The 25,001-nt window shown below is 73.7% G+C and carries 25 protein-coding genes; 13 read left to right on the forward strand and 12 right to left on the reverse strand.

The features are described from left to right. Position 1: 1 nt before the first annotated feature. Both QM782_RS05670 and QM782_RS05675 read right to left on the reverse strand, forming a co-directional pair. Entirely contained in the window at positions 2-1,633 is a 1,632-nt protein-coding gene (locus QM782_RS05670) for an acyl-CoA synthetase (protein WP_415201941.1), read from the reverse strand. 20 nt (positions 1,634-1,653) lie between these two features. Further along, positions 1,654-2,115, reverse strand: coding sequence for an acyl-CoA thioesterase (locus tag QM782_RS05675; RefSeq protein ID WP_415201942.1), 462 nt, complete (start codon positions 2,113-2,115; stop codon positions 1,654-1,656). A 52-nt stretch (positions 2,116-2,167) separates the two neighbouring features. Between QM782_RS05675 and QM782_RS05680 the strand changes: the two genes are divergently transcribed. After that, on the forward strand, positions 2,168-4,015 hold the full coding sequence (locus QM782_RS05680; protein ID WP_415201943.1) for an ABCB family ABC transporter ATP-binding protein/permease: 1,848 nt from the start codon (positions 2,168-2,170) through the stop codon (positions 4,013-4,015). Here the strand turns inward: QM782_RS05680 and QM782_RS05685 are convergent. Continuing rightward, positions 3,988-4,824 carry a zinc-dependent peptidase gene (locus QM782_RS05685; RefSeq protein ID WP_415201944.1) on the reverse strand — a complete coding sequence of 279 codons (837 nt, stop codon included), beginning with the start codon at positions 4,822-4,824 and terminating at the stop codon, positions 3,988-3,990. The genes QM782_RS05680 and QM782_RS05685 overlap by 28 nt on opposite strands. A gap of 103 nt (positions 4,825-4,927) precedes the next feature. Here QM782_RS05685 and QM782_RS05690 point away from each other — a divergent pair, with 103 nt between their 5' ends. The 3 genes from QM782_RS05690 (at position 4,928) to QM782_RS05700 (ending at position 8,939) form a co-directional block, all read left to right on the forward strand. Continuing rightward, positions 4,928-5,845 carry an EamA/RhaT family transporter gene (locus QM782_RS05690; RefSeq protein ID WP_415201945.1) on the forward strand — a complete coding sequence of 306 codons (918 nt, stop codon included), beginning with the start codon at positions 4,928-4,930 and terminating at the stop codon, positions 5,843-5,845. A 231-nt stretch (positions 5,846-6,076) separates the two neighbouring features. Beyond that, positions 6,077-8,332 (forward strand): TonB-dependent siderophore receptor, encoded by a 2,256-nt coding sequence (locus QM782_RS05695; RefSeq protein ID WP_415201946.1) that lies wholly within the window; start codon positions 6,077-6,079, stop codon positions 8,330-8,332. Between the two features lie 94 nt (positions 8,333-8,426). Continuing rightward, positions 8,427-8,939, forward strand: coding sequence for a hypothetical protein (locus QM782_RS05700; protein WP_415201947.1), 513 nt, complete (start codon positions 8,427-8,429; stop codon positions 8,937-8,939). Here the strand turns inward: QM782_RS05700 and QM782_RS05705 are convergent. Beyond that, positions 8,936-9,793, reverse strand: a complete 858-nt coding sequence (locus QM782_RS05705; RefSeq protein WP_415201948.1) for an alpha/beta hydrolase — start codon at positions 9,791-9,793, stop codon at positions 8,936-8,938. The genes QM782_RS05700 and QM782_RS05705 overlap by 4 nt on opposite strands. Before the next feature lie 196 nt (positions 9,794-9,989). On the opposite strand from QM782_RS05705, the gene QM782_RS05710 reads away from it, so the two are divergent. Next, positions 9,990-10,907 (forward strand): LysR family transcriptional regulator, encoded by a 918-nt coding sequence (locus QM782_RS05710; protein WP_415201949.1) that lies wholly within the window; start codon positions 9,990-9,992, stop codon positions 10,905-10,907. A 36-nt stretch (positions 10,908-10,943) separates the two neighbouring features. Here the strand turns inward: QM782_RS05710 and QM782_RS05715 are convergent, their stop codons facing one another. After that, positions 10,944-11,243: a hypothetical protein gene (locus QM782_RS05715; protein ID WP_415201950.1), complete on the reverse strand. Its 300-nt coding sequence runs from the start codon at positions 11,241-11,243 to the stop codon at positions 10,944-10,946. Between the two features lie 173 nt (positions 11,244-11,416). Between QM782_RS05715 and QM782_RS05720 the strand changes: the two genes are divergently transcribed. Further along, entirely contained in the window at positions 11,417-12,703 is a 1,287-nt protein-coding gene (locus QM782_RS05720; RefSeq protein ID WP_415201951.1) for a lytic murein transglycosylase, read from the forward strand. A gap of 252 nt (positions 12,704-12,955) precedes the next feature. Here the strand turns inward: QM782_RS05720 and QM782_RS05725 are convergent, their stop codons facing one another. Continuing rightward, the gene (locus QM782_RS05725) at positions 12,956-14,047 is read right to left on the reverse strand and encodes a S1C family serine protease (RefSeq protein ID WP_415201952.1); all 1,092 of its coding nucleotides are present in this window, start codon (positions 14,045-14,047) and stop codon (positions 12,956-12,958) included. Positions 14,048-14,098: 51 nt separating this feature from the next. On the opposite strand from QM782_RS05725, the gene QM782_RS05730 reads away from it, so the two are divergent. Together QM782_RS05730 and QM782_RS05735 are read left to right on the forward strand one after the other, a co-directional pair. Then, positions 14,099-14,557 carry a CopD family protein gene (locus QM782_RS05730; RefSeq protein ID WP_415201953.1) on the forward strand — a complete coding sequence of 153 codons (459 nt, stop codon included), beginning with the start codon at positions 14,099-14,101 and terminating at the stop codon, positions 14,555-14,557. A gap of 41 nt (positions 14,558-14,598) precedes the next feature. Beyond that, a complete protein-coding gene (locus QM782_RS05735) occupies positions 14,599-15,141 on the forward strand; it encodes a shikimate kinase (RefSeq protein ID WP_415201954.1) in 543 nt (180 codons plus the stop codon). Positions 15,142-15,147: 6 nt separating this feature from the next. Here QM782_RS05735 and QM782_RS05740 read toward each other — a convergent pair whose 3' ends face one another. Genes QM782_RS05740 through QM782_RS05750 form a run of 3 tightly spaced genes read right to left on the reverse strand, consistent with a single transcriptional unit; the run spans position 15,148 to position 17,019 of the window. Continuing rightward, on the reverse strand, positions 15,148-15,723 hold the full coding sequence (locus tag QM782_RS05740) for a DUF6886 family protein (protein WP_415201955.1): 576 nt from the start codon (positions 15,721-15,723) through the stop codon (positions 15,148-15,150). Next, positions 15,724-16,044 carry a chaperone modulator CbpM gene (locus tag QM782_RS05745; RefSeq protein ID WP_415201956.1) on the reverse strand — a complete coding sequence of 107 codons (321 nt, stop codon included), beginning with the start codon at positions 16,042-16,044 and terminating at the stop codon, positions 15,724-15,726. It lies immediately after the preceding gene. Positions 16,045-16,047: 3 nt separating this feature from the next. Next, positions 16,048-17,019 (reverse strand): DnaJ C-terminal domain-containing protein, encoded by a 972-nt coding sequence (locus tag QM782_RS05750; RefSeq protein ID WP_415201957.1) that lies wholly within the window; start codon positions 17,017-17,019, stop codon positions 16,048-16,050. Positions 17,020-17,145: 126 nt separating this feature from the next. Here QM782_RS05750 and QM782_RS05755 point away from each other — a divergent pair, with 126 nt between their 5' ends. Beyond that, positions 17,146-18,729 (forward strand): DUF4139 domain-containing protein, encoded by a 1,584-nt coding sequence (locus QM782_RS05755; protein ID WP_415201958.1) that lies wholly within the window; start codon positions 17,146-17,148, stop codon positions 18,727-18,729. Continuing rightward, on the forward strand, positions 18,726-19,163 hold the full coding sequence (gene dtd / locus QM782_RS05760; protein WP_415201959.1) for a D-aminoacyl-tRNA deacylase: 438 nt from the start codon (positions 18,726-18,728) through the stop codon (positions 19,161-19,163). Before QM782_RS05755 ends, dtd begins: the two co-directional genes overlap by 4 nt. A 27-nt stretch (positions 19,164-19,190) precedes the next feature. On the opposite strand, the gene QM782_RS05765 is transcribed toward dtd, so the two are convergent. The 3 genes from QM782_RS05765 to QM782_RS05775 all read right to left on the reverse strand — a co-directional run bounded on the left by QM782_RS05765 (position 19,191) and on the right by QM782_RS05775 (position 21,937). Beyond that, positions 19,191-19,829, reverse strand: coding sequence for an MBL fold metallo-hydrolase (locus tag QM782_RS05765; RefSeq protein ID WP_415201960.1), 639 nt, complete (start codon positions 19,827-19,829; stop codon positions 19,191-19,193). 136 nt (positions 19,830-19,965) lie between these two features. Next, positions 19,966-20,502, reverse strand: coding sequence for a GIY-YIG nuclease family protein (locus QM782_RS05770; RefSeq protein ID WP_415201961.1), 537 nt, complete (start codon positions 20,500-20,502; stop codon positions 19,966-19,968). 100 nt (positions 20,503-20,602) lie between these two features. After that, the gene (locus QM782_RS05775) at positions 20,603-21,937 is read right to left on the reverse strand and encodes a sigma-54 interaction domain-containing protein (RefSeq protein ID WP_415201962.1); all 1,335 of its coding nucleotides are present in this window, start codon (positions 21,935-21,937) and stop codon (positions 20,603-20,605) included. Between the two features lie 161 nt (positions 21,938-22,098). Here QM782_RS05775 and cydP point away from each other — a divergent pair, with 161 nt between their 5' ends. The 3 genes from cydP to cydB are packed head-to-tail and all read left to right on the forward strand — an operon-like array spanning position 22,099 to position 24,978. After that, positions 22,099-22,263: a cytochrome oxidase putative small subunit CydP gene (gene cydP, locus QM782_RS05780; RefSeq protein ID WP_415201963.1), complete on the forward strand. Its 165-nt coding sequence runs from the start codon at positions 22,099-22,101 to the stop codon at positions 22,261-22,263. Then, the gene (locus QM782_RS05785) at positions 22,260-23,816 is read left to right on the forward strand and encodes a cytochrome ubiquinol oxidase subunit I (protein ID WP_415201964.1); all 1,557 of its coding nucleotides are present in this window, start codon (positions 22,260-22,262) and stop codon (positions 23,814-23,816) included. Before cydP ends, QM782_RS05785 begins: the two co-directional genes overlap by 4 nt. A gap of 19 nt (positions 23,817-23,835) precedes the next feature. After that, complete coding sequence (gene cydB / locus QM782_RS05790) at positions 23,836-24,978, forward strand: cytochrome d ubiquinol oxidase subunit II (RefSeq protein WP_415201965.1); 1,143 nt, start codon at positions 23,836-23,838, stop codon at positions 24,976-24,978. Positions 24,979-25,001 lie beyond the last annotated feature (23 nt).

The following is a 25,001-nucleotide window of genomic DNA, read 5'->3' on the forward strand; positions in this document are numbered from 1 at the left end:
CCTAGCCGCCCTTGGCCCGCTGGCGCAGCTCGAACTTCTGGATCTTGCCGGTGGCGGTCTTCGGGATCGGCTCGAAGCGCACGTCGCGCGGCACCTTGTAGCCGGCCAGGTGCGCCTTGCAGTGGGCCACCAGTTCCTCGGCCGTGACCTGCGCGCCGGGCCGGGCCTCGACGTAGGCCACCGGCGTCTCGCCCCACCGGGCGTCGGGCTTGGCGACCACCGCGCAGGCCGCGACGGCCGGGTGGCGGTACAGCACGTCCTCGACCTCGATCGAGCTGATGTTCTCGCCGCCGCTGATGATGATGTCCTTGCTGCGGTCCTTGATCCGGGCGTAGCGGTCGGGCTCCAGCACGGCCAGGTCGCCGGTGTGGAACCAGCCGCCCTCGAAGGCCTTGCCGGTCGCGGCCGGGTTCTTCAGGTAGCCCTTCATGACCACGTTGCCGCGGAACATGATCTCGCCCATGGTCTCGCCGTCGGCCGGCACCTCGGCCAGCGTCTCGGGGTCGAGCACGGTCATGCCCTCCTGCAGCGCGTAGCGCACGCCCTGGCGGCCGTTCAGCCGGGTCTGCTCGGCCAGGTCCTCGCCGGCCCAGCTGGCGCGCTTGGCGGCCACGCTGGCCGGGCCGTAGACCTCGGTCAGGCCGTAGACGTGGGTGATGTCGAAGCCGATCTTCGCCATGCCTTCGATCATCGCGGCCGGCGGCGCCGCGCCGGCCACCATGCCGCGCACGCCGGCCACGCCTTCGCGCAGCGCCGGGTCGGCGCCGACGATCAGGCTGTGCACGATGGGCGCGGCGCAGTAGTGCGTGACGCCGTGCTCGCGCATGGCCGCCAGGATGGCCGGCGCCTCCACGCGGCGCAGGCACACGTGCACGCCGGCCTGCAGCGCCACGGTCCACGGGAAGCACCAGCCGTTGCAGTGGAACATCGGCAGCGTCCACAGGTAGCGCGGGAACTGCGGCATGGTCCAGGTGACCACGTTGCCCACGGCGTTCAGGTAGGCGCCGCGGTGGTGCGTGACCACGCCCTTGGGGTCGCCCGTGGTGCCGCTGGTGTAGCTGATGGCGATGGCGTCCCACTCGTCCTGCGGCCCCTGCAGTTGCTGCAGCGGCGCATGGGCGGCGAGCCAGTGCTCGTATTCGTGCGCGCCCAGGCGCCGGTGCTCGCCCGCGTATTCGCTGTCGGCCACGTCGACGACCAGCGGCGTGCGGCCGAACTGCTGCTGCTGCAGCGCCAGCGCCTTGGCCATCACGGGTGCGAACTCGCAGTCGGTGATCAGCACCCGGGTCTCGCAGTGGTTCATCTGCCAGGCCAGCAGCTCGGCGTCGAGCCGGGTGTTCAGCGTGTTCAGCACCGCGTTCAGGCCCGGCACGGCGTAGTGCGCCTCCACCATCTCGGGCGTGTTGGGCAGCATCACGCTGACGGTGCCGCCGCGGCCGACGCCGGCCGCGCGCAGGGCCGCGGCCAGCCGGCGCGCGCGCTCGTGCACCGCGGCCCAGGTATAGCGGCGCGCGCCGTGCACCACCGCCGGCAGGTCGCCGAACACCTCGGCCGTGCGCGCGAGGAAGCTCACGGGCGACAGCGCGACGAAGTTGGCGGGGGTCTTGTCCAGGTGCTGGTCGTAGATGCTCATGGTGTGTCTCCCCGTAGCGGCTACGACCGTGCGGACGGACCGGCGGACGCGGCCCGCGCCTCCTGCACCGCGATCGGCCGCGGCCGGCCGTCGTCGCCGATGGCCACGTAGGTCAGCGTCGCCTCGGTCACCTTCACGTAGCGCGTCTCCGTGCGGCGCTCGGCGTAGACCCCGACCTCCACCGTGATCGAGGTGGTGCCCACGCTCTGGACGGCGGCGTAGAACGACAGCAGGTCGCCCACCCGCACCGGCTGCTTGAAGACGAATTCCCTGACCGCGACGGTGGCGAACTTGCCGGCGATCAGCCGCGCCGGCAGCACGGAGCCGGCCAGGTCGACCTGGGCCATGACCCAGCCGCCGAAGATGTCGCCGTTGGGGTTGCAGTCCGCCGGCATGGGAATGACCTTGAGCACCAGCTCCATGCCGGAGGGAAGCTCGGCCGGCGGCTGGAGCTGGATCGGGGGGCTTGCATCGTGGGACATCCGGGACAATCTCCGAAGAACGAAAACCAGAAGACGGCCGCGATTGTCTGCCATGCCACCCGCCTCCCTGCCTGCCGCCAGCCCCGGCCCCACCGCCCGCTCGGACGGGGCCACGCTGCGCCGGCTGCTGCCCTACCTGTGGCAGTACAAGTGGCGCGTGGGCTTCGCGCTGGCCTTCATGGTCGGCGCCAAGCTGGCCAACGTGGGCGTGCCGGTGCTGCTCAAGCGGCTCGTCGACGCGATGACGCTCCAGCCCGGCGACCCGGCCGCGCTGCTGGTCGTGCCGACCGGCCTGCTGCTGGCCTACGGGCTGCTACGGCTGTCCACCTCGCTGTGCACCGAGCTGCGCGACCTGGTGTTCGCCAAGGCCACGCAGGGCGCCGCGCGCGCGATCGCGCTGCAGACCTTCACGCACCTGCACGCGCTGTCGCTGCGCTTCCACCTGGAGCGCCAGACCGGCGGCATGACGCGCGACATCGAGCGCGGCGTGCGCGGCGTGGAGTCGCTGATCTCGTACTCGCTCTACAGCATCGCGCCCACCCTGGTCGAAGTGGCGCTGGTGCTGGGCATCCTGGCCCTGCGCTTCGACGCCTGGTTCGCCTGGATCACGGCGGCGGCGCTGGCGCTGTACATCGTGTTCACCGTGGTGGTGACGGAATGGCGCACGCAGTTCCGCCGCCAGGTCAACGAATTCGACTCCACCGCCCACACGCGCGCCATCGACGCGCTGCTGAACTACGAGACCGTCAAGTACTTCGGCAACGAGGCCTACGAGGCGCAGCGCTACGACGAGAGCCTGCAGCGGCTGCGCCGCGCGCGGCTGAAGAGCCAGAGCACGCTGTCGCTGCTGAACGGCGGCCAGCAGCTGATCATCGCCGTGGCGCTGGTGGCGATGCTGTGGCGCGCCACGCTGGGCGTGGCGGAAGGGCGCATGACGCTCGGGGACCTGGTCATGGTCAACGCCTTCATGATCCAGCTGTACGTCCCGCTGAACTTCCTGGGCGTGATCTACCGCGAGATCAAGCAGAACCTGACGGACCTGGACCGCATGTTCGCGCTGATGGAGCGCGAGCGCGAGGTGGCCGACGCCCCCGGCGCGCCGCCGCTGGACACCGCGCGCGGCTGCGCCGTGCGCTTCGACGGCGTGGACTTCGCCTACGAGCCGAACCGGCCGATCCTGCGCGGCGTGTGCTTCGAGATCCCGCAGGGCCGGACGGTGGCCGTGGTCGGCCCCTCCGGCTCGGGCAAGAGCACGCTGGCGCGGCTGCTGTTCCGCTTCTACGACGTGCAGGCCGGGCACATCGGCATCGGCGGGCAGGACGTGCGCGCCGTCACGCAGGCCAGCGTGCGCCAGGCCATCGGCATCGTGCCGCAGGACACGGTGCTGTTCAACGACACCATCGCCTACAACATCGGCTACGGCCGGCCCGGCGCCACGCAGGCCGAGATCGAGGCCGCCGCGCGCGCGGCCCACGTCCACGGCTTCGTCGCGGCGCTGCCGCAGGGCTACGCCACCATGGTCGGCGAGCGCGGGCTCAAGCTCTCCGGCGGCGAGAAGCAGCGCGTGGCGATCGCCCGCACGCTGCTGAAGGACCCGCCGATCCTGGTGCTGGACGAGGCCACCTCGGCGCTGGACTCGGCCAACGAGCGCGCGATCCAGGCCGAGCTGCAGTCCGTGGCGCGCGGGCGCACCACGCTGGTCATCGCGCACCGGCTGTCCACCGTGGTCGACGCGCACGAGATCCTGGTCATGGAAGCCGGCCGCATCGCCGAGCGCGGCACGCATGCGCAGCTGCTGGCGCTGGGCGGGCGCTATGCGCGCATGTGGGCGCTGCAGCAGGACGAGCCGGCCGCTGCGCCGCCGGCCGAAGGTCACCAGCTGGCCGGATCGACGCCGTAGAACGCCGCCAGCTCGGCGTACAGCGCCGGCTGCGCCGCGGCCATCCGCGGCCCCTGCTCGAAGAAGGCCTCGGTGGCGACGGCGAAGAACTCGGCCGGACTGGTGGCGGCGTACGGGTCCAGCGGCGCGGCCTCGCCGCGCCCGAGCTGCGCGCGCAGGGCGTCGAAGGCCTGCTGCAGCACCCGCGCCCAGCGCCGCCCGTCCATGCCGCGCGGCAGCGGCGGCGCGCCGTTGGAGCGGCCGTCGGCCTGGTCGAGCTGGTGCGCGAACTCGTGCAGCACCACGTTGCGTCCGTCCGCCGGGTCGGCCGCACCGGCCAGCACGTCGTCCCAGGACAGCACCACCTGCCCCTGCGACCACGACTCGCCGGCCAGCGCCTGGCGCTCGCCGCGGCGCACGCCGCCCGGTTCCGCGTGCACCCGGTCGACCAGGAACGCGCCGGGATACAGCAGCACCTGGCGCAGCCCGGCGTGGTGCCAGTGCGGCCGCCCCAGCAGCAGCAGGCAGGCCTGCGCCGCCACGACCACGCGCATCGCCTCGGTGACCACCAGGCCGCGGCAGCCGACGAAGGGCTTCTCGGCGATGAACACCTGCATGCGGCGCTCCAGCTCCCGCTGCAGCGGCGCCGGCAGCCGGCCCACGATCGGCACCTGCCGCGCCAGCACGCGGCGCCAGGCGGCCGGGAACGGCCGGCCGGCCAGCGCCCGGCGCCGCCGCGCCCGCCACCACGGCGCCAGCGCGATGCCCGGCACGGCCGCCAGCGCCCCCAGCACGATGGCGCCGAACAGGAACTGGGACAGAGTGGGCATGGACCCTAGCACGTGGCGGCGCCGGCCGGGGTTTTCAAGCGATGGCCCCCATCGCCAAACGCGACGCGGCGCCGCGCCCGCGTGCGCTACGCTCGGCCGCACCATGGACCTCGCCACCCTGCCCGCCTGGGCCTGGATCCCGATCACGCTGGCCGCCGCGTTCGCGCAGACCGTGCGCAACGCCGCCCAGCGCAGCCTGACCAGCCAGGCCGGCACGCTGGCGGCCACGCTGGCGCGCTTCCTGTACGGCCTGCCGTTCGCGCTGCTGTACGTGCTGGCCGCGCAGCTGCTGCCGGCCGCGCCGCTGCCGGCCTTCCATGCCGGCTACTTCGGCTGGGTGGCCATGGGCGCCGTGGCCCAGCTGCTGGCCACGGCCTTCCTGCTGCAGGCCATGCAGCAGCGCAACTTCATCGTCGGCGTGGCCTTCTCCAAGACCGAGGTGCTGCAGGTGGCGCTGTTCTCCACGCTGTTCCTGCACGAAGTGCCGACCTGGCTGGCCGCGCTGGCCATGCTGCTGGCCACGCTGGGCGTGGTGCTGCTGTCGCTGCCGGCGCAGCGTGGCGCGGGCCCCGACGGCGGCAGCGGCCGGGCCGTGCTGTTCGGCATCGCCTCGGGCGCCGGCTTCGCGCTGTCGGCCGTCGGCTTCCGCGGCGCGGCGCTGGCCATGCCGGGCGTGCCGCCCTGGCTGCTCGGCGGCTGGGGCGTGCTGTGGGCGCAGCTGCTGCAGAGCCTGCTGCTGGGCGGCTGGCTGCTGGCGCGCAACGCGCAGGCGCTGCGCGCGATCGCGCGTGTGTGGCGGCTGTCCATCCTGGCCGGCGCGATGGGGGCGCTGGCCTCCACCGGCTGGTTCACGGCCATGGCCATGCGGCCCGCGGCCGAGGTGCGCACGCTGGGCCTGGTCGAGGTGCTCTTCAGCTACCTGGTCTCGCGCCGCATCTTCCGCGAGAAGCTGCGCCCGGCCGAGCGCTGGGGCCTGGCCCTGGTGCTGCTGGGGCTGGTGGGCATCTGCCTGCAGCTGTGACGCAGGCCCTGCCGTAACATCGCGGCCGGCCGCCGCCAGGCCGGCCACAGGCTGCCAGCCACATCGATCCGGATCGATCAGCCACAGCTGCCACAGGTGCCTTCCGTGCGCAGCCGCATCGCTCCACCGCCCACACCCCTCGCCTGCCGCCGCCGCGCGGCCATGCGCGGGCACGGGCCGGCGTCGTCTGCCACGCCGCACCGCGTCCGAAACGCATCGAGGAAGAAGCAGATGAACGAACATGCGAGGGAGCGCCGCGCGATCGCGCGCGCGATGGGAACGGCGATGGGCGTGCTGGCCGCCGGCACGCTGGGCCTGGGGGCAGCCCGGGCCCAGGATCCGCCCACGCCGCCGCTGCCGCCCGAACAGCCCGCCGCGGCCCAGGCGCTGCCCACCGTGCAGGTGCGCGAAAGCAGCCTGGACGCCACGACCGAGCATTCGGGCTCGTACACCACCGGCGGCGTGTCCATCGGCAAGGCCACGCGCTCGCTGCGCGAAACGCCGCAGTCGGTCACCGTGATCACGCGCTACCGGCTGGACGACCAGAACATGCGCACCGTGGACGACGCCCTGCTGAACGCGCCCGGCGTCATCGCCGAGTACCAGAGCAGCACCGAGCGCAGCTTCTACGCGCGCGGCTTCCCGATCGACCAGGTGCAGTTCGACGGCGTGCCCACGGTGCGCGGCAGCGGCTTCACGACCAGCTACGACCTGTCCGCGTTCGACCGCGTGGAGATCCTGCGCGGCCCGGCCGGCCTGTTCGACGGCGCCGGCCAGCCCGGCGGCACGATCAACCTGGTGCGCAAGCGGCCGACGCGCGACCCGCAGTTCCAGGCCAAGGCCGAGGCCGGCCGCTGGAACTTCAAGCGCGTCGAGGCCGACCTGAGCCGGCCGCTGAACGCCAGCGGCACGCTGCGCGGCCGCATCGTCGCCGCCTACGAGAACCGCGAGTTCTTCTACGACTACGCCGAGGCCGACAAGCAGGTGCTGTACGCCATCGTGGAGGCCGACCTGGGCCCGCGCACCACCGTGGGCCTGGGCCTGAACTACGAGCGCAACGACTCCGTCCCCTTCTACACCGGCCTGCCGCGCTACAGCAACGGCGCCGACCTGCGCCTGCCGCGCTCGCGCTACACCAACGGCGGCTGGTCGACCTCGGACATCCGCAACACCACGCTGTTCGCGGACCTCAAGCACCAGTTCAACGCCGACTGGCGCATGAAGCTGGCGGTCTCGACGCTGCGCGAGGACAACACCGAGGCCACCGGCGCGGGCTCCGGCGCGATCAACCCGGCAACCGGCGTAGGCTTCCAGCTCTCGGCCTTCGACCAGCGCCTGGACTCCGAGCAGCACGTGCTCGACGGCCACCTGATCGGCAGCTTCGAGGCGCTGGGCCGGCGCCACGAGCTGGTCGTCGGCGGCAACTACCAGAAGCTCGAGCGCAACATCGCCAGCCAAGCCTACGCCAGCTTCCCGGTGGACATCTTCCACTACGACCCGCGCGACTACACGGCGATGCCGACCACGCCCTCGCGCGCGGCGACCAACACCACGCTGGACCGCACGCAGAAGGGCGTGTACGGCTATCTGCGCTGGTCGCTGCCGGCGGCCACGCGGCTGACCTTCGGCGGGCGCCTGAGCTACTTCGAGAGGGACCTGCGGAACAACGTGACCGGCACGTACAGCACGCCGCCGTACAAGGAGACGCGGGTCTTCACGCCCTATGCGGCGCTGGAGCACGACCTCGCCCCCGACTGGACCGGCTACCTCAGCTACGCGAGGAGCTTCGTGTCGCAGGCCGAACGCTTCACCGCCAGCGGCGACCGGCTGGAGCCGGCCCGGGGCTACAACGTGGAGCTGGGCCTCAAGGGCGCGCTGCTGCAGGGCCGGCTGAACGGCTCGGTGGCGCTGTTCCACTCGATCGAGCAGAACCGCGCCCAGGTGGATGCGAACAATCCAGACCCCTGCCCGGGCAACCCCGCCGGCACCGGCGCCTGCTACGTGGCCGAGGGCAAGGTGCGCAGCCAGGGCCTGGATGCCGAAGTCACGGGCGCGCTGACGCCGCGCTGGCAGATGGCCGCCGGCTACACCTTCAACACCACGCGCTACCTGCACGACCGCACGGCCAGCGGCGCGCCCAGCGCCAACGAGGGCCGGCCCCTGTCCACGTTCACGCCCAGGCACCTGCTGCGCCTGTGGTCGGCCTACCGGCTGCCGGGCACGCTGCAGGCATGGACCGTGGGCGGCGGCGTGAACTTCCAGACCAAGATGTACAAGACCAACTCCAGCGGGTCGATCCGCGTCGAGCAGGGCACCTACGCGGTCTGGAACGCCCGCGTGGCCTGGCAGGCCACGCGCAACGTCACGCTGGCGCTGAACGCCAGCAACCTGTTCGACCGGACCTACTACCGGACCATCGACGTCGCGCGGCTGAACTGGTACGGCGAGCCGCGCAACGTGACGCTGTCGATGCAGGCCGTGTTCTAGCGTCCCGCGCGCCCGCCGCGTACAGTCGGCGACGGCCGGCGGCCCGCGGCGGCACCAGACCCGGCGGGCGCCGCGCCACCCGCAAGGAGCGCCCATGCCATCGTCCGCCCCCCGCCCGGCCGCCGTGCCGCCGCGCCGGCTGCTGCCTGCCGTGTTCGCGCTGCTGCTGGCCGCTTGCGGCACCGTCGAGAGCCTGAGCCCCGGCATGGCGCGCGAGGAGGTCGTCGCGCGCTGGGGCCTGCCCACGCGCGTGGTGCCGCTGGGGCAAGGCCAGCGGCTGCAGTACACGTTCCAGGGCAATGTGCGCGAGGCGGTGATGGTGGACCTCGACGCCGCCGGCCGCGTGGTGCAGGCGCGCCAGGTGCTGAACACGCGCGACTTCGCGCGCGTCCCCATCGACGGCAGCTGGACGCGCGCCGACGTCGAGCGCGAGTTCGGCCCGCCGTTCTCGCTCGGCACCGTGGCGCGCTGGGACGGCGCCATCCTCACCTACCGCTGGCACGACGGCCCGATGAACCAGCTGTTCTGGGTCTACCTCGATCCGGACGGCCGGGTGCGCCGCACGCAGACCGGCATCGAGCTGCGGCAGTTCCGCGACCCGCGCTAGGCAGCCTGCGGCGCGCACGCCGCGAAGAAGCCCCGAAGCTGCTCCCGCACCGCCGCCGCGCAGCCGCATTCCATCGGCTCGCTGGCCAGCAGGCTGCCGGGCCAGCCGGTGGCCGGCGCCAGCACCTCGGCCTCGACCGCCACGCCGGCCTGACGCAGCCGCTCGGCGAACGCGCAGGCCTCGTCGCGCAGCGGATCGTCGCGCGAGGTCAGCACCAGCGTGGGCGCGATGCCGGCCAGCCGCAGCGAGGCGCCCGGCACGGCGTAGGGGTGGCTGGCGTCCCGCGGGCAGCGCAGGTACTGGCGCCAGCCTGCGGCCCACTTGTCCTGCGCATCGGCGCAGGCGCCGGCGCGCACCGAGGCCATGCCCACGCACGGGTCCAGCATCGGCGAGACCAGGATCTGCCCGGCCAGCGGCGGATGCGCGCGGTCGCGCGCGATCAGCGCCGTGGCCGCGGCCAGGTTGCCGCCGGCCTCCTCGCCGGCCAGGAACACCGGCGCGCCGGCGCCGGCCAGCCGGGTGCGCTGGCGCCAGGCCCACTGCAGCACGCCGTAGCCGACCTCGATGGCCTGCGGGAACGGATGGGCCGGCGCCAGCGGATAGGCGATGGACGCCACCACCGCGCCGGCCCCGGCCAGCACGCTGGCGAACTTGACGCCGCAGTCCAGCCCGCCGGCCGTGAACGCGCCGCCATGGAAATGCACCACCAGCGGCGCCGCCTGGCCGCACCGGCGCTCGCCGTACAGGCGCGCCGGCACCGGCGCCAGGCCCGGCAGTTCGACCACGGCCTCGCGCCAGGGCGCGAGGCACGATGGCGGCGGCGGGATGGGCGGACGGTCGAGAGGGGCGGACATGGCAAGTCTCCTGGTACAGGCGGGGGATCCCACCCCATGGACTGTAGGGCGATCGCGCCGCCGGATAAATGCCCCTGCCGGCCCTCGACTGTTTCCCGGCCGCACACAATCGCCGGCTCGATCCCTCCGAGAATCGCGCCGGACCGTCCAGGCACCCGGCTTCCGACGGATTCACGGAACACCGAGAGGAAAGCCGATGGACCAGATCCAGTCCATGCGCGTGTTCACGCGCGTCGTCGAAGCGGGCAGCTTCACCAGGGCGGCGGAATCGCTGGACCTGCCCAAGGGCACGGTGACCAAGCAGATCCAGGCCCTGGAAACCCGCCTGCGCGTGAAGCTGCTGAACCGCACCACGCGCCGCGTGATCGTCACGCCCGACGGCGCCGCCTACTACGAGCGCGTGCTGCGCCTGCTGTCCGACCTGGACGACATCGAGGCCGGCATGGCCAACGCCCAGGCGCGGCCCAGCGGCAGGCTGCGCGTGGACATCGGCGCCTCGGTCGCGCGGCTGCTGGTGATGCCGGCGCTGCCGGAATTCTTCGCGCGCTACCCCGACATCCAGCTGGACCTGGGCGTCGGCGACCGGCCGGTGGACCTGATCGCCGACAACGTGGACTGCGTGATCCGCGGCGGCGAACTGTCGGAACAGTCGCTGGTGGCGCGGCGCATCGGCAACGTGGACTTCGTGACGGTGGCCGCGCCGGCCTACCTCGCGCGGCACGGCACGCCCGCGCATCCCTCGGAGCTGGAAAATGGGCAGCACCACCTGGTCGGCTTCTTCTCCTCGCGCACCGGGCGGCAGTACGCGCACCACTTCGAGCGCGACGGCGAGGTGGTCGAGATCCATGGCCACTACCAGGTCGCCGTGAACGAGAGCAACGCGGCGTCCGACGCCGCGCGCGCCGGCCTGGGCATCGCCGGCCTCACGCGCCTGGACGTGGCGCCGCACCTGGCCAGCGGCGCGCTGGTGCAGGTGTTGCCGGACTGGCGGCGGCGCACGCTGCCGTTCTACGTGGTCTACCCACCCAACCGCCACTTGAGCGCCAAGGTGCGCGCCTTCGTCGACTGGGCCGCCGAACTCTTCGCCCGGCACCCGGACCTGCGGGTGCGCTGAGCGGCGGCGGACGCGCCGCGCATGCGGCGCCGGCGCTCAGCCGCCGTCGTCGCCGTCGCGCAGCTCGAACAGGCCGGGGCGGTCGGTCTCCACGAACACCGGCACGCGGTCCTCGCTCGTGCGCGGGCCGATGGCCATGTCGCCGTCGGCCAGCGCGCTGAGCACCGAGGTGCCGTTGGACAGCGCCTCGCCATAGGTGCGGCAGCTCTCCTCGGCCGCCAGCAGCACCTCGAACGGCTCGTCGTCCTCGAAGCGCTCCAGCACCACCCAGCGGTACTCGCCGGTACGGGGCTCCTGAACGGTCAGGGCAAGGGATCTGAGGGCTGGCAGTGGCATGGTGTGGCCTCCGTGGCGAAATCGGTCCCGGTCCGTCGGGCAGCGGCCCAGGGAACGGGCCGCCGGTGCATGCTAGCAATTCGGCCGCGTGCCATCCACCGCGCCGTGAATGGGCATGCCGGCACCACGACGATGGCGGCGGCTGCGCCGGCGCGGGCCGGCGAGAATCGGGCATGCACCGCCCCCTCTTTCCGTTGCTGGCCGCGCTGGCGCTGGCCGGCTGCGCCAGCACGGCGCCGCCCCCGGGCCCGCCGGCCGCGCCCGCGACACCGCCGGCGCCGGCCACGCCGGTCGCCCCGGCCGCGCCGGCCGCCGAGCCGCCACCAGCCCCTGCCGCCGCGCACGACTTCGCGCAGTGGATCGCCCGGTTCCGCGAGCAGGCCCGCGCCGCCGGCATCGACGCGGCCGTGCTGCACGCGGCCTTCGACGGCGTGCAGTACCTGCCCGAGGTGGTCGCGCAGGACCGCGCCCAGCCCGAGTTCACCCGCAGCATCTGGGACTACCTGGACACCGCCGTCTCGCCCACCCGCGTCGCGCGCGGGCAGGACAAGCGGCTCGAGGTGCGCGCCGCGCTGGACGCCGCCGCCGCGCGCTACGGCGTGCCGGCCGAGACCGTGGTCGCGATCTGGGGCATGGAGAGCAACTACGGCACGCACTACGGCAGCACGCCGACGATCGACGCGCTGGCCACGCTGGGCTTCGACGGCCGGCGCGCCGAATGGGCGCGTGGCCAGCTGCTGGCGGCGCTGCGCATCCTGCAGAACGGCGACATCGCGCGCGAGCGCATGGTCGGCTCCTGGGCCGGCGCCATGGGCCAGACGCAGTTCCTGCCGACCAGCTTCCTGGCCTACGCGGTCGACGCCGACGGCGATGGCCGGCGCGACATCTGGGGCAGCATGGCCGACGTGGCGGCCTCCACCGCCCACTTCCTCGCGCGCGAAGGCTGGCAGCGCGGCCAGCCCTGGGGCCTGGAGGTGCGGCTGCCGCCCGGCTTCGACCTCGCCCGCGCCGACGACGCGCTGCGCCAGGCCGGCGCGCAATGGGCGGCCGAGGGCGTGCGCCCGGCCGCGGGCGGGGCGCTGCCGGACCTGCCCGACGCCAGCCTGCTGCTGCCGGCCGGCGCGCGCGGCCCGGCCTTCCTGGTCGGCCCGAACTTCCGCGCGATCCTGCGCTACAACAACGCCACCAGCTACGCGCTGGCCGTGGGCCTGCTGGCCCAGCGCATCGCCGGCGGCCCCGGCGTGCAGGCCGCCTGGCCGCGCGATCTGCACCCGCTGTCGCGCAGCGAGCTGCGCGCGCTGCAGCAGGCGCTGAACGGCCAGGGCTTCGCCAGCGGCACGCCCGACGGCGTGCTGGGGCCGGCCACGCGCGCCGCGATCCGCGGCTGGCAGCGCCGCCAGGGGCTGCCAGCGGACGGGTTCCCGACGCAGGAGCTGCTCGGGCAGGTGCTGGCGCGCTGAGCAGCCGCGAACGCATCCCGCACGCCCATGCGGGGCCCCCGCGATGAGCGTCCATGTGCATCGCCGACGCCGCGCCCGGGACGTCGCCCTTCGGGCCGGGAGCACGCCGAACGATCCCAGGCGGGCGTTGCAGTCCTTGCCCTGGCTCCAGCCAGGGCGGTGGCCCGCGCCTACGCCTGGGGTCCGGCGCACCCCGTCGTGGGCGCGATCGATCCATTCGCCGCTTCGGGGCACTCCGCGGCGTGGCGCGCGCTATTCCTCCGACGCCGCCAGCGTCACGCGCTCCTTGCGCGTGCTGCCGGCGCGCCACAGCGTCAGCTCGGCCTGCTCGCCGGCCTGGCGGCGCTCCAGCGCGTTCAGCACGTCGTCGGCATTGGCCACGGGCTCGCCGTCCACGGCGGTGATGACGTCGCCGGCGACGATGCCGCGCTCGTTGCGCACGAACGCGCGCAGGCCCGCGCGCGCGGCCGGGCTGCCCGGCTGCACGCGCACGACGGCCACGCCCGGAGGCAGGCCGAGCGCGCGGTTCAGCTCCTGCGGCGCGTAGGCCACGCCCAGCGCCGGACGCACGAAGCGGCCGTCGCGGATCAGCCGCGGCACGATGCGGTTGACCTCGTCCACCGGGATCGAGAAGCCGATGCCGGCACTGGCGCCCGAAGGGCTGTAGATGGCGGTGTTGACGCCGATCAGCCGGCCGGCCGAATCGAGCAGCGGGCCGCCGGAGTTGCCCGGGTTGATGGCCGCGTCGGTCTGGATCGCGCCGCGGATCGTGCGCCGCGTGACGGACTCGATCTCGCGGTTCAGCGCGCTGACGATGCCAGTGGTCAGCGTCTGGTCCAGCCCGAACGGGTTGCCGATCGCGTAGACGGCCTGGCCGACCTGCAGGTCGCCGCTGGTGCCCAGCGGCAGCGGGCGCAGCCGGGCGGCCGGCGCGTCGATCTTCAGCACGGCGAGGTCGCGGTCCGGGAACACACCGACCAGCTGGGCCTTGTGCGTGCTCTGGTCGGCCAGCGTCACGCGCGCGCCGCTGGCGCCCTGGATCACGTGGAAGTTGGTGACGATGTGGCCCTGGGCGTCCCAGACGAAGCCGCTGCCCGTACCCTGCGGCACCTGCTGCACGTTGCGCGAGAAGAAGTCGCGCTCCAGGGCGAGCGAGGTGATGTTCACGACCGAGGGCGAGGCGGCCTTGAACACGGCGATGTTGTTCTGCTCGTCCGCCGACAGCGCGCCGCGCGGCGCGATGGCACGCGGGGCGGCGTCGGTGCGGGCCAGCAGCGGCGGCGCGGCACAGGCGAGCAGCACGGCGCACACGGCCGCATGGAAGAAGGGGCGCGGGTGGATCATGGGCGGAAGTATGGCGCGGCCCGATGCGCGATGATCGCGGCCATGCACCCCATGGCCTACGCGCTCCTGCTGTTCCTGCACGTCGCCGGCGCGGCCTTCTGGGTCGGCGGCATGGCCGCGATGCACCTGTGCGTGCGGCCGGCCGCCGCCAGCGTGCTGGAGCCGCCGCAGCGGCTGGCCTTCATGGCCGCGGCGCTGGCGCGCTTCCTGCGCGGCGTGGACGTGGCAATGGCACTGCTGTGGGCCAGCGGGCTGGCGCTGTTCGCCGCCCTGGGCGGCTTTCGCGGGACGCACTGGCGCATCCACGCCATGTTCGCGCTGGCGCTGGCCATGACGCTGGTCTACGGCTTCGTCCGCGGCCGCGCGTTCCCGGCGCTGCGCGCGGCCGTGGCGCAGTCGCAGTGGCCGGCGGCGGGCGCGCGGCTGGCCACGGTGCGCCGCCTGGTCGGCGTGAACCTGGCGCTGGGCACGCTGGTGTTCGCGGTGGCGCTGGCGGGGCGGGCGGTCTGACACCGACATTCGCGCCTACCGCCATCCGCACCGTCCAGCGCATGCGCAGCGGCCCGCACATCTGCCTGGTCGGTCCGGGCGGCGCCGGCAAAAGCAGCGCCGGCGCCGCCGCGGCCACGCGGCTCGGCCTGCCTTTCATCGACCTCGATGCACGCTTCATCGTGGCCGAAGGCTGCATCCACGCCGTGATCGCACGCCATGGGTACGACGCCTACGCGGCGGCCAATGTCGCCATCTACGCCGCGTGCGTGGCGCGGGCTGCAGGGCCGGCGGTGATCGCGCTGTCGTCCGGCTTCATGGCCACCGGAGCGACGTCCACCCGCGCTATGCGGCCCTGCGGCAGGCGCTGCTGGCCAACCCGTCGTCCTTCGTGCTGCTGCCGTCACTGGCCCTGGCCGCCTGCGTCGCCGAAACTGTGCGCCGCCAGCTCGGCCGGCCCTTCGCGCGCACGGCCGAACGCGAGGAGCAGGTCATCCGCGACCGCTTTCGCGCTCTACCGCGACCTGCCCTTGCCCAAGCTCACGACCATGCGGCCGGTGGCGCGGATCGCGGCGGACATCGCGCGCCGCGTGCGCCCGCACTGACGCACCCTACGCCCAGCCGGCCGCGTGGCGCAGACGGATGCCGCTCGCATGCAGCGAGCTGTTCCACACCGGCCGCAGCGGCGCCAGCGCGGCGACCGGCCGCAACTCCGTTCCCGATGCGTGCAGGGCTGCACGCAGGTCCGTGAGCGCTTCGGCGCGCAGCGGCCGTACCGCCTGCGCCGACACGTGCATGCCAGCGTCGCCGAGGCTGCGAAAGCCAGCGGGCGGCAGTTCGTAGCGGGTCAGCGCTGCAGCGGCGATGCGCGGCATCCACGCCTGTTCGACATAGGCGACGGCGCTCAGGCCTGGCGCCAGGCGACCCAGCCAGCGCTGCCGGTCCGCGGCGACGGTCGCTGCGGTCGACCAGACCACGATGCGCGGGCAGTCGCGCGGGAACAGGTACAGCCGCTGGTGCGCTTCATCGATGGCCCAGACCAGCGGACCGTTGAGCCACTCCCTGCCCGGCGGCCGCGCAGACGGCACACGCACGGGCCGCGGGACGAAACAGCCGATACCGGGATCGTCGCTGAAGTGGAACAGGCGCACCGGCGCGGCAAGAGGCCAAGCGTCGCGCGCCGACATTCAGTGCCCGTTCAGCAGCGCGCGCAGCCGTCGCACCTCGCGCTGCAGGTCGATGATCAGCGCCGCGGCGTCCACGCCGACGCCGAAGTCGCGCTGCAGCCGGCGCGCCTGCAGCGCGCAGCCCAGCGCCTCGCCGTGGAACACCCACTGCTCGCGCGGCGCGGCCGGCTCGGCCGGCGCGATCAGGCCGGCCTCGACCAGCTCGAACACCCATTCCACGCGGTCGCCCACGGCGCGCGCAAGCGCGCTGGCCGGCAGCGGGTGCAACTCGTCCACGGGCGTGCAGTGCGCGATGGTCACGGTCGTCTGGCGGATGTTCATGTCTCAGGCTCCAAGGGTGCGGCGCGGGTCGAAGCCGCTGCTGGCCCTGGCCAGGGCCTCGTAGGCCGCGCGGGCGGCGTCGGTGTCGGCCGGCGGCAGCGCGATCTCCAGCTCCAGGTACAGGTGGCCGGGCTGCCTGCTGCCCAGGCCGCGCTCCTTCAGCCGCAGCCGGCGGCCCGGGCGCGAGTTGGGCGGCACGCCCACGTCGACCACCTCGCCGCCCGGCAGCGGCACGCGCACCTGGGCGCCGAGCATGGCCTCGCTGGGCGTGACCGGCAGCTTCATCGTCAGGTCGTTGCCGTCCACGCGCCAGCGCGCGTCGGGTGCGATGCGCACCTCCAGGAACAGGTCGCCGGCCGGCTCGCCGCCGTGCCCTGGCAGGCCCTGCCCCGCCAGGCGGATGAACTGCCCGGGCCGCACGCCGGCCGGGATGCGCACCTGCAGCGTGCGCTGCACGACCTGCGGATGGCCCTCGCCGTCCAGCTCCAGCGCGCGCAGCTGCAGCATGCGCTCGCCGCCGCGCAGCGCGGTCGGCACGTCGATCTCGATGGCGGCGTGCTGGTCCTCGCCGCGCGCACGGGCCTGGCGCTGCTGCGCCTGGCGGCGCTGGGCGGCGCCGAACAGGGACGAGAAGAACTCGCTGAAGTCGGCCTCGTCGGCCGGGCCGCCATGGCTGCGCTGGAAGTCGAAGCCCTGGTCCCAGCCCGGCGGCGGCTGGAAGCCGTGCGCGTCGGCGCCGCCGGCATGGCGGCCGCTGGCCACGCGCTCGGCCAGCGCGTCGTAGGCGGCGCGCTTTTCCTTGTCGCGCAGCACGTCGTAGGCCTCGTTGACCTCGCGCATGCGCTGCTCGGCGTCGGCTTCCTTGCTGACGTCGGGGTGGTACTTGCGGGCGAGCTTGCGGTAGGACTTGCGGATCTCGTCGTCCGTGGCCGTCTTCGGCACGCCCAGGGCACTGTAGTAGTCCTTGAATTCCATGGTGCTCCCGGATGCGGTGATCCGCGCCATGGTGGGGGCGGCGAAGCCGGATTGCAAGACGCCGCGCCGGGCCGGCCGGCCTGGCCAGCGGCCCGGCCGGCGGCGCGCCGGGTAGCATGCCCGGCCATGCGCACGCCCCTCCTCGTTCCCCTGGCCGCGTCGGCCGTGCTGGCCGCGCTGCCGGCCGCGGCGGCGGACCCGATCCCCTCGCGCATCGCCGAGGTCACGCTGTATCCCGGCAGCGCCACCGTGCAGCGCGTCGCGCGCGTGCCGGCCGGCAGCCGGCAGCTGCGCCTGGACTGCCTGCCCGCGGCGCTGGACGCGCAGAGCCTGCAGGTCTCGGCCGGCGCCGGCGTGCAGCTGGGCGAGACGGCCGTGCTGACCGAGGACCGCGCCGCCGTGCCGGCCTGCCGCGATGCGCCGCTGGACGCGCGCATCCGCGACCTGGAGGACCGCAAGGCCGCGCTGCAGGCCGAGCATGCGGCGCTGGACCTGGTCACCGGCTACCTGAAGGGCCTGGGCGGCGGCGAGGCCCGCGCCGCCGACGCCCGGGCCGTGGCCGGCGTGGCCGAGGCCGTGCGCCGCACCGGCCAGGACGCGCTGGCGCGCCAGCACCAGCTCGCGCGCGCCCAGGCCGAACTCGACCGCGAACTCGCCCCGCTGCTGGCCGAGCGCCAGCGCGCCCAGGGCCGCAGCGGCCGGGTCGCGCGCGTCACCGTCACGCTGGCCGCCGCGCGCGATGCCGAGCTGACGTTGCGCTACCAGCTGCGCGGCCCGGGCTGGACGCCCGCCTACCGCGCCCAGCTCGACACCGCCACGCGCCGGCTGCGGCTGGAGCGCCAGGCGCTGGTCGCCCAGTCCAGCGGCGAGGACTGGCGCGGCGTGCGGCTGGTGCTGTCCACCGGGCAGCCGCTGCGCGCCGCCGGCGGACGCGAGCCGGCGCCCTGGCGCGTCGGCCTGGCGGCACCGCCGCAGGCCGGCGCCGAACTGCGCCGGCTGGCCGCGCCGGCGCCCGCGGCCATGCTGGAGCGCGCGGACGCGGCCGGCGCCCCCGAGGCGGCCGAGCCGGCGTTCGAGGTCCAGGTGGACGAACAGGCCTTCGCCACCGAATTCCGCGTGCCCCAGCCGATCGACGTGCCCTCGGACGGCCAGCGCGTGGCCGTCACGCTGGGCCAGCACGAGGAACAGGCCACGCTGGCCGTGCGCACCGCCCCGCAGACCGAGGCCGCGGCCTGGCTGGTCGCCGAGTTCGCGCCGCCGCCCGGCATCTGGCCGGCCGGGCCGCTGCAGCTGGTCCGGGACGGCGCCTTCGTCGGCAGCACGCGCTGGACGCCGCCGCAGCAGGCGCAGGCCAGCCTGTCCTTCGGCGTGGACGAGCGCGTGCGCGTGCAGGCCGAGCCGGAACGCGACACGCAGGGCAGCACCGGCGTGTTCGGCGGCCGCGCAGAGCGCCGCGTGCAGCGCGCCTGGACCATCGAGAACCGCCACGACGGCCCGGTCGCGCTGCAGGTGCTGGAGGCCGCGCCCGTCGCGGTCGACGCGCAGGTGCGCGTGCAGACCGAGTTCGCGCCGCCGCCGGCCGAGCTGGAATGGCAACGCCGGCCCGGCCTGGTGCTGTGGCGCACCGAGCTGGCCGCCGGCCAGAGCCAGCGCTTCACGGCCGGCTACCGCATCGACTACCCGCAGGACCGGCGGCTGGAGCACCGATGAAACTGCTGCTGCAGCGCGTGCGCGAGGCGCGCGTGGACATCGCCGGCCAGACCGTCGGCGCCATCGGCCCGGGCCTGCTGGTGCTGGTCTGCGCCGAACGCGGCGACGCCGAGGAACAGGCCGACCGGCTGCTGGCCAAGGTGCTGAAGCTGCGCATCTTCGCCGACGCGGCCGGCAAGATGAACCTCAGCGTGCAGGACACCGGCGGCGGCCTGCTGCTGGTGAGCCAGTTCACGCTGGCGGCCGACACCCGCGGCGGCAACCGGCCGGGCTTCTCGGGCGCGGCCGCGCCGGAAGACGGCCGCCGGCTGTACGACTACTTCGTGGACCGGGCGCGCGCATTGCACCCGGTGGTGGCCACCGGCCGCTTCGGCGCCGACATGCAGGTGCACCTGGTCAACGACGGGCCGGTCACGATCCCGATGCAGGGCTGAAGCAACCGCCGCGCACCGGGCCGCCCGTCACGTCCCGCCCACGTAGGGATTGCTGCGCCGCTCGCGCCCGAGGGTGCCCTCGGGCCCGTGGCCCGGGACGAACACCGTCTCGTCGCCCATCGGCCACAGCCGCTCGACGATGCTGCGGACCAGCTGGTCGTGGTCGCCCAGCGGGAAGTCCGTGCGCCCGATCGAGCCGGCGAACAGCACGTCGCCGACGAAGGCGCGCTGCAGTGCGGGCGCGTGGAAGACCACGTGCCCCGGCGTATGGCCGGGGCAGTGCCGCACCTGCAGCACGTGGCTGCCCAGCGTGACGGTGTCGCCGTCGTGCAGCCAGCGCGTGGGCGTGAACGGCTTGGCCGGCGGAAAGCCGAACATCGCGCTCTGCTGCGGCAGGCCGTCGATCCAGAACTGGTCGTCCGGATGCGGGCCGACGATGGGCAGGCCCAGCCGCTCGGCCAGTTCGCCGGCGCCGCCGGCATGGTCGATGTGGGCGTGCGTGAGCCAGATCTGTTCGAGCGTCAGGTCGCGGCGCCGGACCTCGGCCAGCAGCCGGTCCAGGTCGCCGCCGGGATCGATGACGGCGGCCTGCCGCGTGGGGTCGTCCCACAGCAGCGAGCAATTCTGCTGGAACGCGGTGACGGGAATGGTGTGGTAGCGCAGCATGGGACGGAGGCGGGGAAGTGGACAACGAAGGATCGATCGAACGGCGCGCAATGTATCGGGCTTCTCGCCGCCCTGCGTCGGGAGGGGCCGCCCGGCGGCATGACGGGCGCTTCCCGGGGCAGGCTGTCGTGCCGGGTCAGCGTGCGTGGCGCTGCAGCGATCCGGCCCGCTCGGCCAGCCCGCGCAGCCACGCCGGCCCGAGGCCGAAGCGCCGTTCCAGCCGCGCCGCCCGTGCCAGGCACTGTTCCAGCCATTGCCCGCGCGCCTTGCCCGACCGCTTGAGCCGGCTCTCCAGGTCGAAGGCTTCGGCCCGCGACGCGAAGCGGACGGCGCCCAGCAGGTGCCATCTGCGCCCGCGCGTCCACCCGGTGTTGGTGGCGGCATTGTGCGACCGGAACCGGTTCCGCAGGTTGGTCGTCGCGCCGATGTAGACGACGCCGCAGCGGGACACCAGCAGATAGGTCCAGCCCCGGTCCGTCCGCACCGTCCTGCCCGTGCCGGTGCCGGCCGGGCGCTTCGGCTTCTCCGTGTAGCGGCCGCGCCGGTAGTGCGAGTTCACGCCGTACACCACGTTGACGGAAATACCCAGCGCCTGGGCGATCTGCTCGCAGGTGAAGCGGCCTTCCCGGAGCATGGCCAGGATGGCGGCGGACTGCGGGGACGGTGTTGCCATGTCGGCATCCCTTTCTGTGCGGCGGCGTGCATGGCACGACCGGATGCCGATTCTGGCGGCGCGCGGCCGGCCGGTGCCGGCGGCGGGGCATTGGCCCCGGTCACGGCGCCTGCAGGCCGTCCAGTTCCGCCAGCCGCCGGTACAGCGTGCGCAGGCTGATGCCCAGCGCGCGCGCCAGCGACGCCCGGTCGCCTGCATGGCTGGCCAGCGCCGCCGCGAGCGCCGCGCGCTGGGCTTCGCGCGCGGTGCCGCCGCGCCGCGCGGCCGGCGCCGCGGGCTGGCCGGCCGGCGCCGCGCCGATCGCCAGCGCGCGCGCCACCACCTCGGCCGTCACGGTGTCGCCATCGGTCAGCAAGGCAGCGCGCTCCAGCACGTTGCGCAGTTCGCGCACGTTGCCCGGGAACGGATGGGCCGCCAGCGCGGCCAGCGCGGCCGGCGCCATCTGCAGGCGCCGCCGCGGCGCCAGGCGCGCCAGCAGCGAGGCCGCCAGCAGCGGGATGTCGCCGGGCCGCGCCCGCAGCGGCGGCAGCCGGATCGGAAAGCCGCCGAGCCGGTAGTACAGGTCCTCGCGAAAGCGGCCGCCGGCCACCATGGCCGGCAGGTCGCGGTGCGTGGCCGACACCACGCGCAGGTCGGCATGGCGCAGTTCGGTGCTGCCCACGCGGCGGTAGGTGCCGCTCTCCAGCAGGCGCAGCAGCTTGACCTGCATGGGCAGCGGGATGTCGCCGACCTCGTCCAGGAACAGGGTGCCGCCGCTGGCCGCCTCCACCAGCCCCGGCCGCGCGGCCTGGGCGCCGGTGAAGGCGCCGCGCTCGTGGCCGAACAGCTCGCTCTCGAACAAGGTCTCGGGCAGGCTGGCGCAGTCCGCCACCACCAGCGGCCGGGCCGCGCGCGGGCTGGCCTCGTGGATCGCCCGGGCGGCCAGCTCCTTGCCGGAGCCGGACTCGCCCAGCAGCAGCACGCTGGCCTGCGAGGGCCCCACCCGCGCGATCAGCGCCAGCATCTCCCGGAACGCCGGCGCGCGGCCGATCAGGCCGCGCGCCGAGGCCTGGCCCTGGGCCACGCCCAGCGGCGCCATCTTCTCGACGAAGAAGGCTGGCGTACCGGTGGCGTCGCGCAGCGGCACCAGCTCGATGTCCACATAGGCCTCGCCCTGCGGCGTGTGGTGCAGGTGCAGCACGCGCTCGCGCTGCCCGCTGGTGAGCGAGCGCGCCAGCGGGCAGCTTTCGCCGGCGCGGTCGCACGGCACGGCGAAGCCGTGCGACACGTCGTGGCAGGTGCGCCCGAGCACCGAGGCGCCCGGGCTGAACCGGGCGCGGTAGGCGGCGTTGGCGGCCAGGATGCGGTAGCGCCGGTCGAACAGGATGTGCGGTTCGGGCAGCCCCTCCAGGTAGGCGGCCAGTTCGGGCGGGGCGGCGTCGGGGGCGGTCGGCATGGCGGGCGACACTGTGCCATGGAACTGCCATGGCATGCCATTCACGCCTGCCATTTCGTCACCCCTGGCAGGGACTGCGCCATGCGCCACGCGCAATTCGTTGATGCAGAACGGTTTTTCATAAAAACCCCGCTGGCACGCAACTTGATGCATGTCATGGCATGACCGACCGTCACCTGCTCCACCACCTGGCCGCCGCGGTGCTGATCAAGCTCCTCATGCTGGTCGCGCTGTGGTGGTTCTTCGTCCGCGACGCCCGCGTGGCCGTCGATGCCGAGGCCGCCGCCCGGCATGCCGCGGCGCCCCTCCCGAAAGCTTCCCGATGATTTCCGAGCAACTCGTCGACCTGTCGCGGCTGCAGTTCGCCGCCACGGCGATGTACCACTTCCTGTTCGTCCCGCTGACGCTGGGCATGGTCTGGCTGCTGGTCATCATGGAGACGGTCTACGTGATGACCGGCCAGGTGGTCTGGAAGGACATGACGCGCTTCTGGGGCAAGCTGTTCGGCATCAACTTCGCGCTGGGCGTGACCACCGGCATCACGCTGGAATTCCAGTTCGGCACCAACTGGGCCTACTACTCGCACTACGTGGGCGACATCTTCGGCGCGCCGCTGGCGATCGAGGGGCTGATGGCCTTCTTCCTCGAATCGACCTTCATCGGCCTGTTCTTCTTCGGCTGGGACCGCCTGTCGCGCCCGCAGCACCTGCTGGTGACGGTGCTGATGGCCGTGGGCACCAACCTGTCGGCGCTGTGGATCCTGATCGCCAACGGCTGGATGCAGAACCCGGTGGGCGCCGAGTTCTCGTGGCAGACCATGCGCATGGAGATGACGGACTTCTGGGCCGTGGTCTTCAACCCCGACGCGCAGGCCAAGTTCGTGCACACGGTGTCGGCCGGCTACGTGACGGGCGCGATGTTCGTGCTGTCCATCTCGGCCTGGTACCTGCTGCGCGGCCGAGACGTCGCCTTCGCCCGGCGCAGCTTCCGCGTGGCCGCGGCCTTCGGCCTGGCCAGCGTGTGCTCGGTCATCGTGCTGGGCGACGAGAGCGGCTACACCGTGGGCGAGGCGCAGCAGACCAAGCTCGCGGCGATGGAGGCGATGTGGGAGACCGAGCCCGCGCCGGCCAGCTTCAACCTGATCGCCGGCATCGACGAGGCCGGGCAGAGGAACCGCTGGGCGGTGGAGATCCCCTACGTGATGGGCCTGATCGGCACGCGCTCGGTCACGCGGGAGATCCCGGGCATCCGCGAGATCAAGGCCAGGAACCGTGAGCGCATCGTCAACGGCATCGCCGCCGTCGCCGCGCTGGAGACGCTGCGCGAGCACCGCGACGACGCGGCCGCCCGCGAGACGCTGGAGCGCACCCGGCACGACCTGGGCTTCGGCCTCCTGCTGAAGAAGTACACGGCCGACGTGCGCCAGGCCACGCCCGAGATGATCGACCGCGCCATGCACGACACCGTGCCGCGCGTGGCGCCGATGTTCTGGAGCTTCCGCCTCATGGTCGGCCTGGGCTTCGCGATGCTGGCGCTGTTCGGCCTGGCGTTCTGGAGCACGCTGAAGACGCGCCGGCCCACGCCGCGCTGGCTGCTGCGCTGGGCGCTGTGGATGCTGCCGGCGCCGTGGATCGCCTGCGAGCTGGGCTGGCTCGTCGCCGAGTACGGCCGCCAGCCCTGGACCATCTACGGCGTGCTGCCGACGCACCTGAGCGTGTCCACGCTCAGCGTGGAGAGCCTGTACGGCTCGCTAGCCGGCTTCGTCGGCTTCTACACCGCGCTGCTGGCCGTGGAGATGTGGCTGATGGTCAAGTTCGCGCGCCAGGGCCCGGGCAGCCTGGGCACCGGCCGCTACCAGTTCGAAGCCGCCCACGCCTGAACCGACGGGAACCTCCACCATGATCGACTACCCCACCCTCAAGCTCATCTGGTGGCTGCTCGTCGGCGTGCTGCTGATCGGCTTCGCCATCATGGACGGCCACGACATGGGCGTCGCCACGCTGCTGCCGTTCGTCGGCCGCGGCGACGACGAGCGCCGCGTGGTCATCAACACCGTCGGCCCGCACTGGGACGGCAACCAAGTCTGGTTCATCACCGGCGGCGGCGCGATCTTCGCGGCCTGGCCGCTGGTCTACGCCACGGCCTTCAGCGGCTTCTACTGGGCCATGCTGGCCGTGCTGTGGGCGCTGTTCCTGCGGCCGGTGGGCTTCGACTACCGCAGCAAGATCCACGCCGCCGCCTGGCGCAACGGCTGGGACTGGGGCCTGTTCGTCGGCGGCACCGTGCCGCCGCTGATCTTCGGCGTGGCCTTCGGCAACCTGCTGCAGGGCGTGCCCTTCCAGTTCGACCGCTTCCTGGTGTCCACCTACACCGGGACGTTCTGGCAGTTGCTGAACCCGTTCGCGCTGCTGGCCGGCGTGGTGGCGAGCAGCATGGTCACGATGCACGGCGGCACCTACCTGGCGCACCGCACCGTGGGCCCGATCCAGGCCCGCGCCGTCCGGGCCGCGGTGGGCGCCGCGCTGCTGATGGTGGCGGCCTTCGCCAGCGCCGGCGCGTGGCTGCGCTGGGGCGGCATCGAAGGCTTCGCGATCAATTCGCCGATCGACCCCGCCGCGCTGCCCGATCCGCTGGCCAAGACCGTGGTGCGCAGCGCCGACGCCTGGTGGGCCAACTACCGCGCCGTGCCCGCGCTGTGGCTGCTGCCGCTGCTCGGGATCGCCGGCGCACTGCTGGCCGCTGCGCTGGCGGCGGCGCGCCGCACGCTGGCGGCCTTCATCGCCTCGGCGCTGGCGATGGCCGGGGTGATCGGCACGGCCGGCGCGGCGATGTTCCCGTTCGTGCTGCCCTCGTCCAGCATGCCGGCGGCCAGCCTGACGGTGTGGGACAGCGTGTCCAGCCACCTGACGCTGGGCCTGATGTTCTGGGCCACGCTGCTGTTCATGCCGCTGATCGTCCTCTACACGGGCTGGGCGTACCGCGTGATGCGCGGCAAGGTCACGGTCGAGCACATCCGCGCCAACCGCCATACCGCCTACTGACACCGAACGAAAAGGAGAACCGC

Source organism: Pseudorhodoferax sp. (assembly GCF_047601025.1).
GTDB lineage: Bacteria > Pseudomonadota > Gammaproteobacteria > Burkholderiales > Burkholderiaceae_C > Pseudorhodoferax.

Excerpts from the sequence above, each read along its gene's own strand:
- QM782_RS05765 (WP_415201960.1), bottom strand. The coding sequence starts at position 19,829 with ATGCTGCGCTACCACACCATTCCCGTCACCGCGTTCCAGCAGAATTGC.
- QM782_RS05725 (WP_415201952.1), bottom strand. The coding sequence starts at position 14,047 with ATGATCCACCCGCGCCCCTTCTTCCATGCGGCCGTGTGCGCCGTGCTG.
- QM782_RS05715 (WP_415201950.1), bottom strand. The coding sequence starts at position 11,243 with ATGCCACTGCCAGCCCTCAGATCCCTTGCCCTGACCGTTCAGGAGCCC.
- QM782_RS05730 (WP_415201953.1), top strand. The coding sequence starts at position 14,099 with ATGGCCTACGCGCTCCTGCTGTTCCTGCACGTCGCCGGCGCGGCCTTC.
- QM782_RS05785 (WP_415201964.1), top strand. The coding sequence starts at position 22,260 with ATGATTTCCGAGCAACTCGTCGACCTGTCGCGGCTGCAGTTCGCCGCC.
- QM782_RS05775 (WP_415201962.1), bottom strand. The coding sequence starts at position 21,937 with ATGCCGACCGCCCCCGACGCCGCCCCGCCCGAACTGGCCGCCTACCTG.
- QM782_RS05680 (WP_415201943.1), top strand. The coding sequence starts at position 2,168 with ATGCCACCCGCCTCCCTGCCTGCCGCCAGCCCCGGCCCCACCGCCCGC.
- QM782_RS05745 (WP_415201956.1), bottom strand. The coding sequence starts at position 16,044 with ATGAACATCCGCCAGACGACCGTGACCATCGCGCACTGCACGCCCGTG.
- QM782_RS05750 (WP_415201957.1), bottom strand. The coding sequence starts at position 17,019 with ATGGAATTCAAGGACTACTACAGTGCCCTGGGCGTGCCGAAGACGGCC.
- QM782_RS05670 (WP_415201941.1), bottom strand. The coding sequence starts at position 1,633 with ATGAGCATCTACGACCAGCACCTGGACAAGACCCCCGCCAACTTCGTC.
- QM782_RS05740 (WP_415201955.1), bottom strand. The coding sequence starts at position 15,723 with ATGTCGGCGCGCGACGCTTGGCCTCTTGCCGCGCCGGTGCGCCTGTTC.
- QM782_RS05710 (WP_415201949.1), top strand. The coding sequence starts at position 9,990 with ATGGACCAGATCCAGTCCATGCGCGTGTTCACGCGCGTCGTCGAAGCG.
- QM782_RS05770 (WP_415201961.1), bottom strand. The coding sequence starts at position 20,502 with ATGGCAACACCGTCCCCGCAGTCCGCCGCCATCCTGGCCATGCTCCGG.
- QM782_RS05735 (WP_415201954.1), top strand. The coding sequence starts at position 14,599 with ATGCGCAGCGGCCCGCACATCTGCCTGGTCGGTCCGGGCGGCGCCGGC.
- QM782_RS05755 (WP_415201958.1), top strand. The coding sequence starts at position 17,146 with ATGCGCACGCCCCTCCTCGTTCCCCTGGCCGCGTCGGCCGTGCTGGCC.
- QM782_RS05690 (WP_415201945.1), top strand. The coding sequence starts at position 4,928 with ATGGACCTCGCCACCCTGCCCGCCTGGGCCTGGATCCCGATCACGCTG.
- QM782_RS05700 (WP_415201947.1), top strand. The coding sequence starts at position 8,427 with ATGCCATCGTCCGCCCCCCGCCCGGCCGCCGTGCCGCCGCGCCGGCTG.
- QM782_RS05705 (WP_415201948.1), bottom strand. The coding sequence starts at position 9,793 with ATGTCCGCCCCTCTCGACCGTCCGCCCATCCCGCCGCCGCCATCGTGC.
- QM782_RS05695 (WP_415201946.1), top strand. The coding sequence starts at position 6,077 with ATGAACGAACATGCGAGGGAGCGCCGCGCGATCGCGCGCGCGATGGGA.
- QM782_RS05720 (WP_415201951.1), top strand. The coding sequence starts at position 11,417 with ATGCACCGCCCCCTCTTTCCGTTGCTGGCCGCGCTGGCGCTGGCCGGC.
- dtd (WP_415201959.1), top strand. The coding sequence starts at position 18,726 with ATGAAACTGCTGCTGCAGCGCGTGCGCGAGGCGCGCGTGGACATCGCC.
- cydP (WP_415201963.1), top strand. The coding sequence starts at position 22,099 with ATGACCGACCGTCACCTGCTCCACCACCTGGCCGCCGCGGTGCTGATC.
- QM782_RS05675 (WP_415201942.1), bottom strand. The coding sequence starts at position 2,115 with ATGTCCCACGATGCAAGCCCCCCGATCCAGCTCCAGCCGCCGGCCGAG.
- cydB (WP_415201965.1), top strand. The coding sequence starts at position 23,836 with ATGATCGACTACCCCACCCTCAAGCTCATCTGGTGGCTGCTCGTCGGC.
- QM782_RS05685 (WP_415201944.1), bottom strand. The coding sequence starts at position 4,824 with ATGCCCACTCTGTCCCAGTTCCTGTTCGGCGCCATCGTGCTGGGGGCG.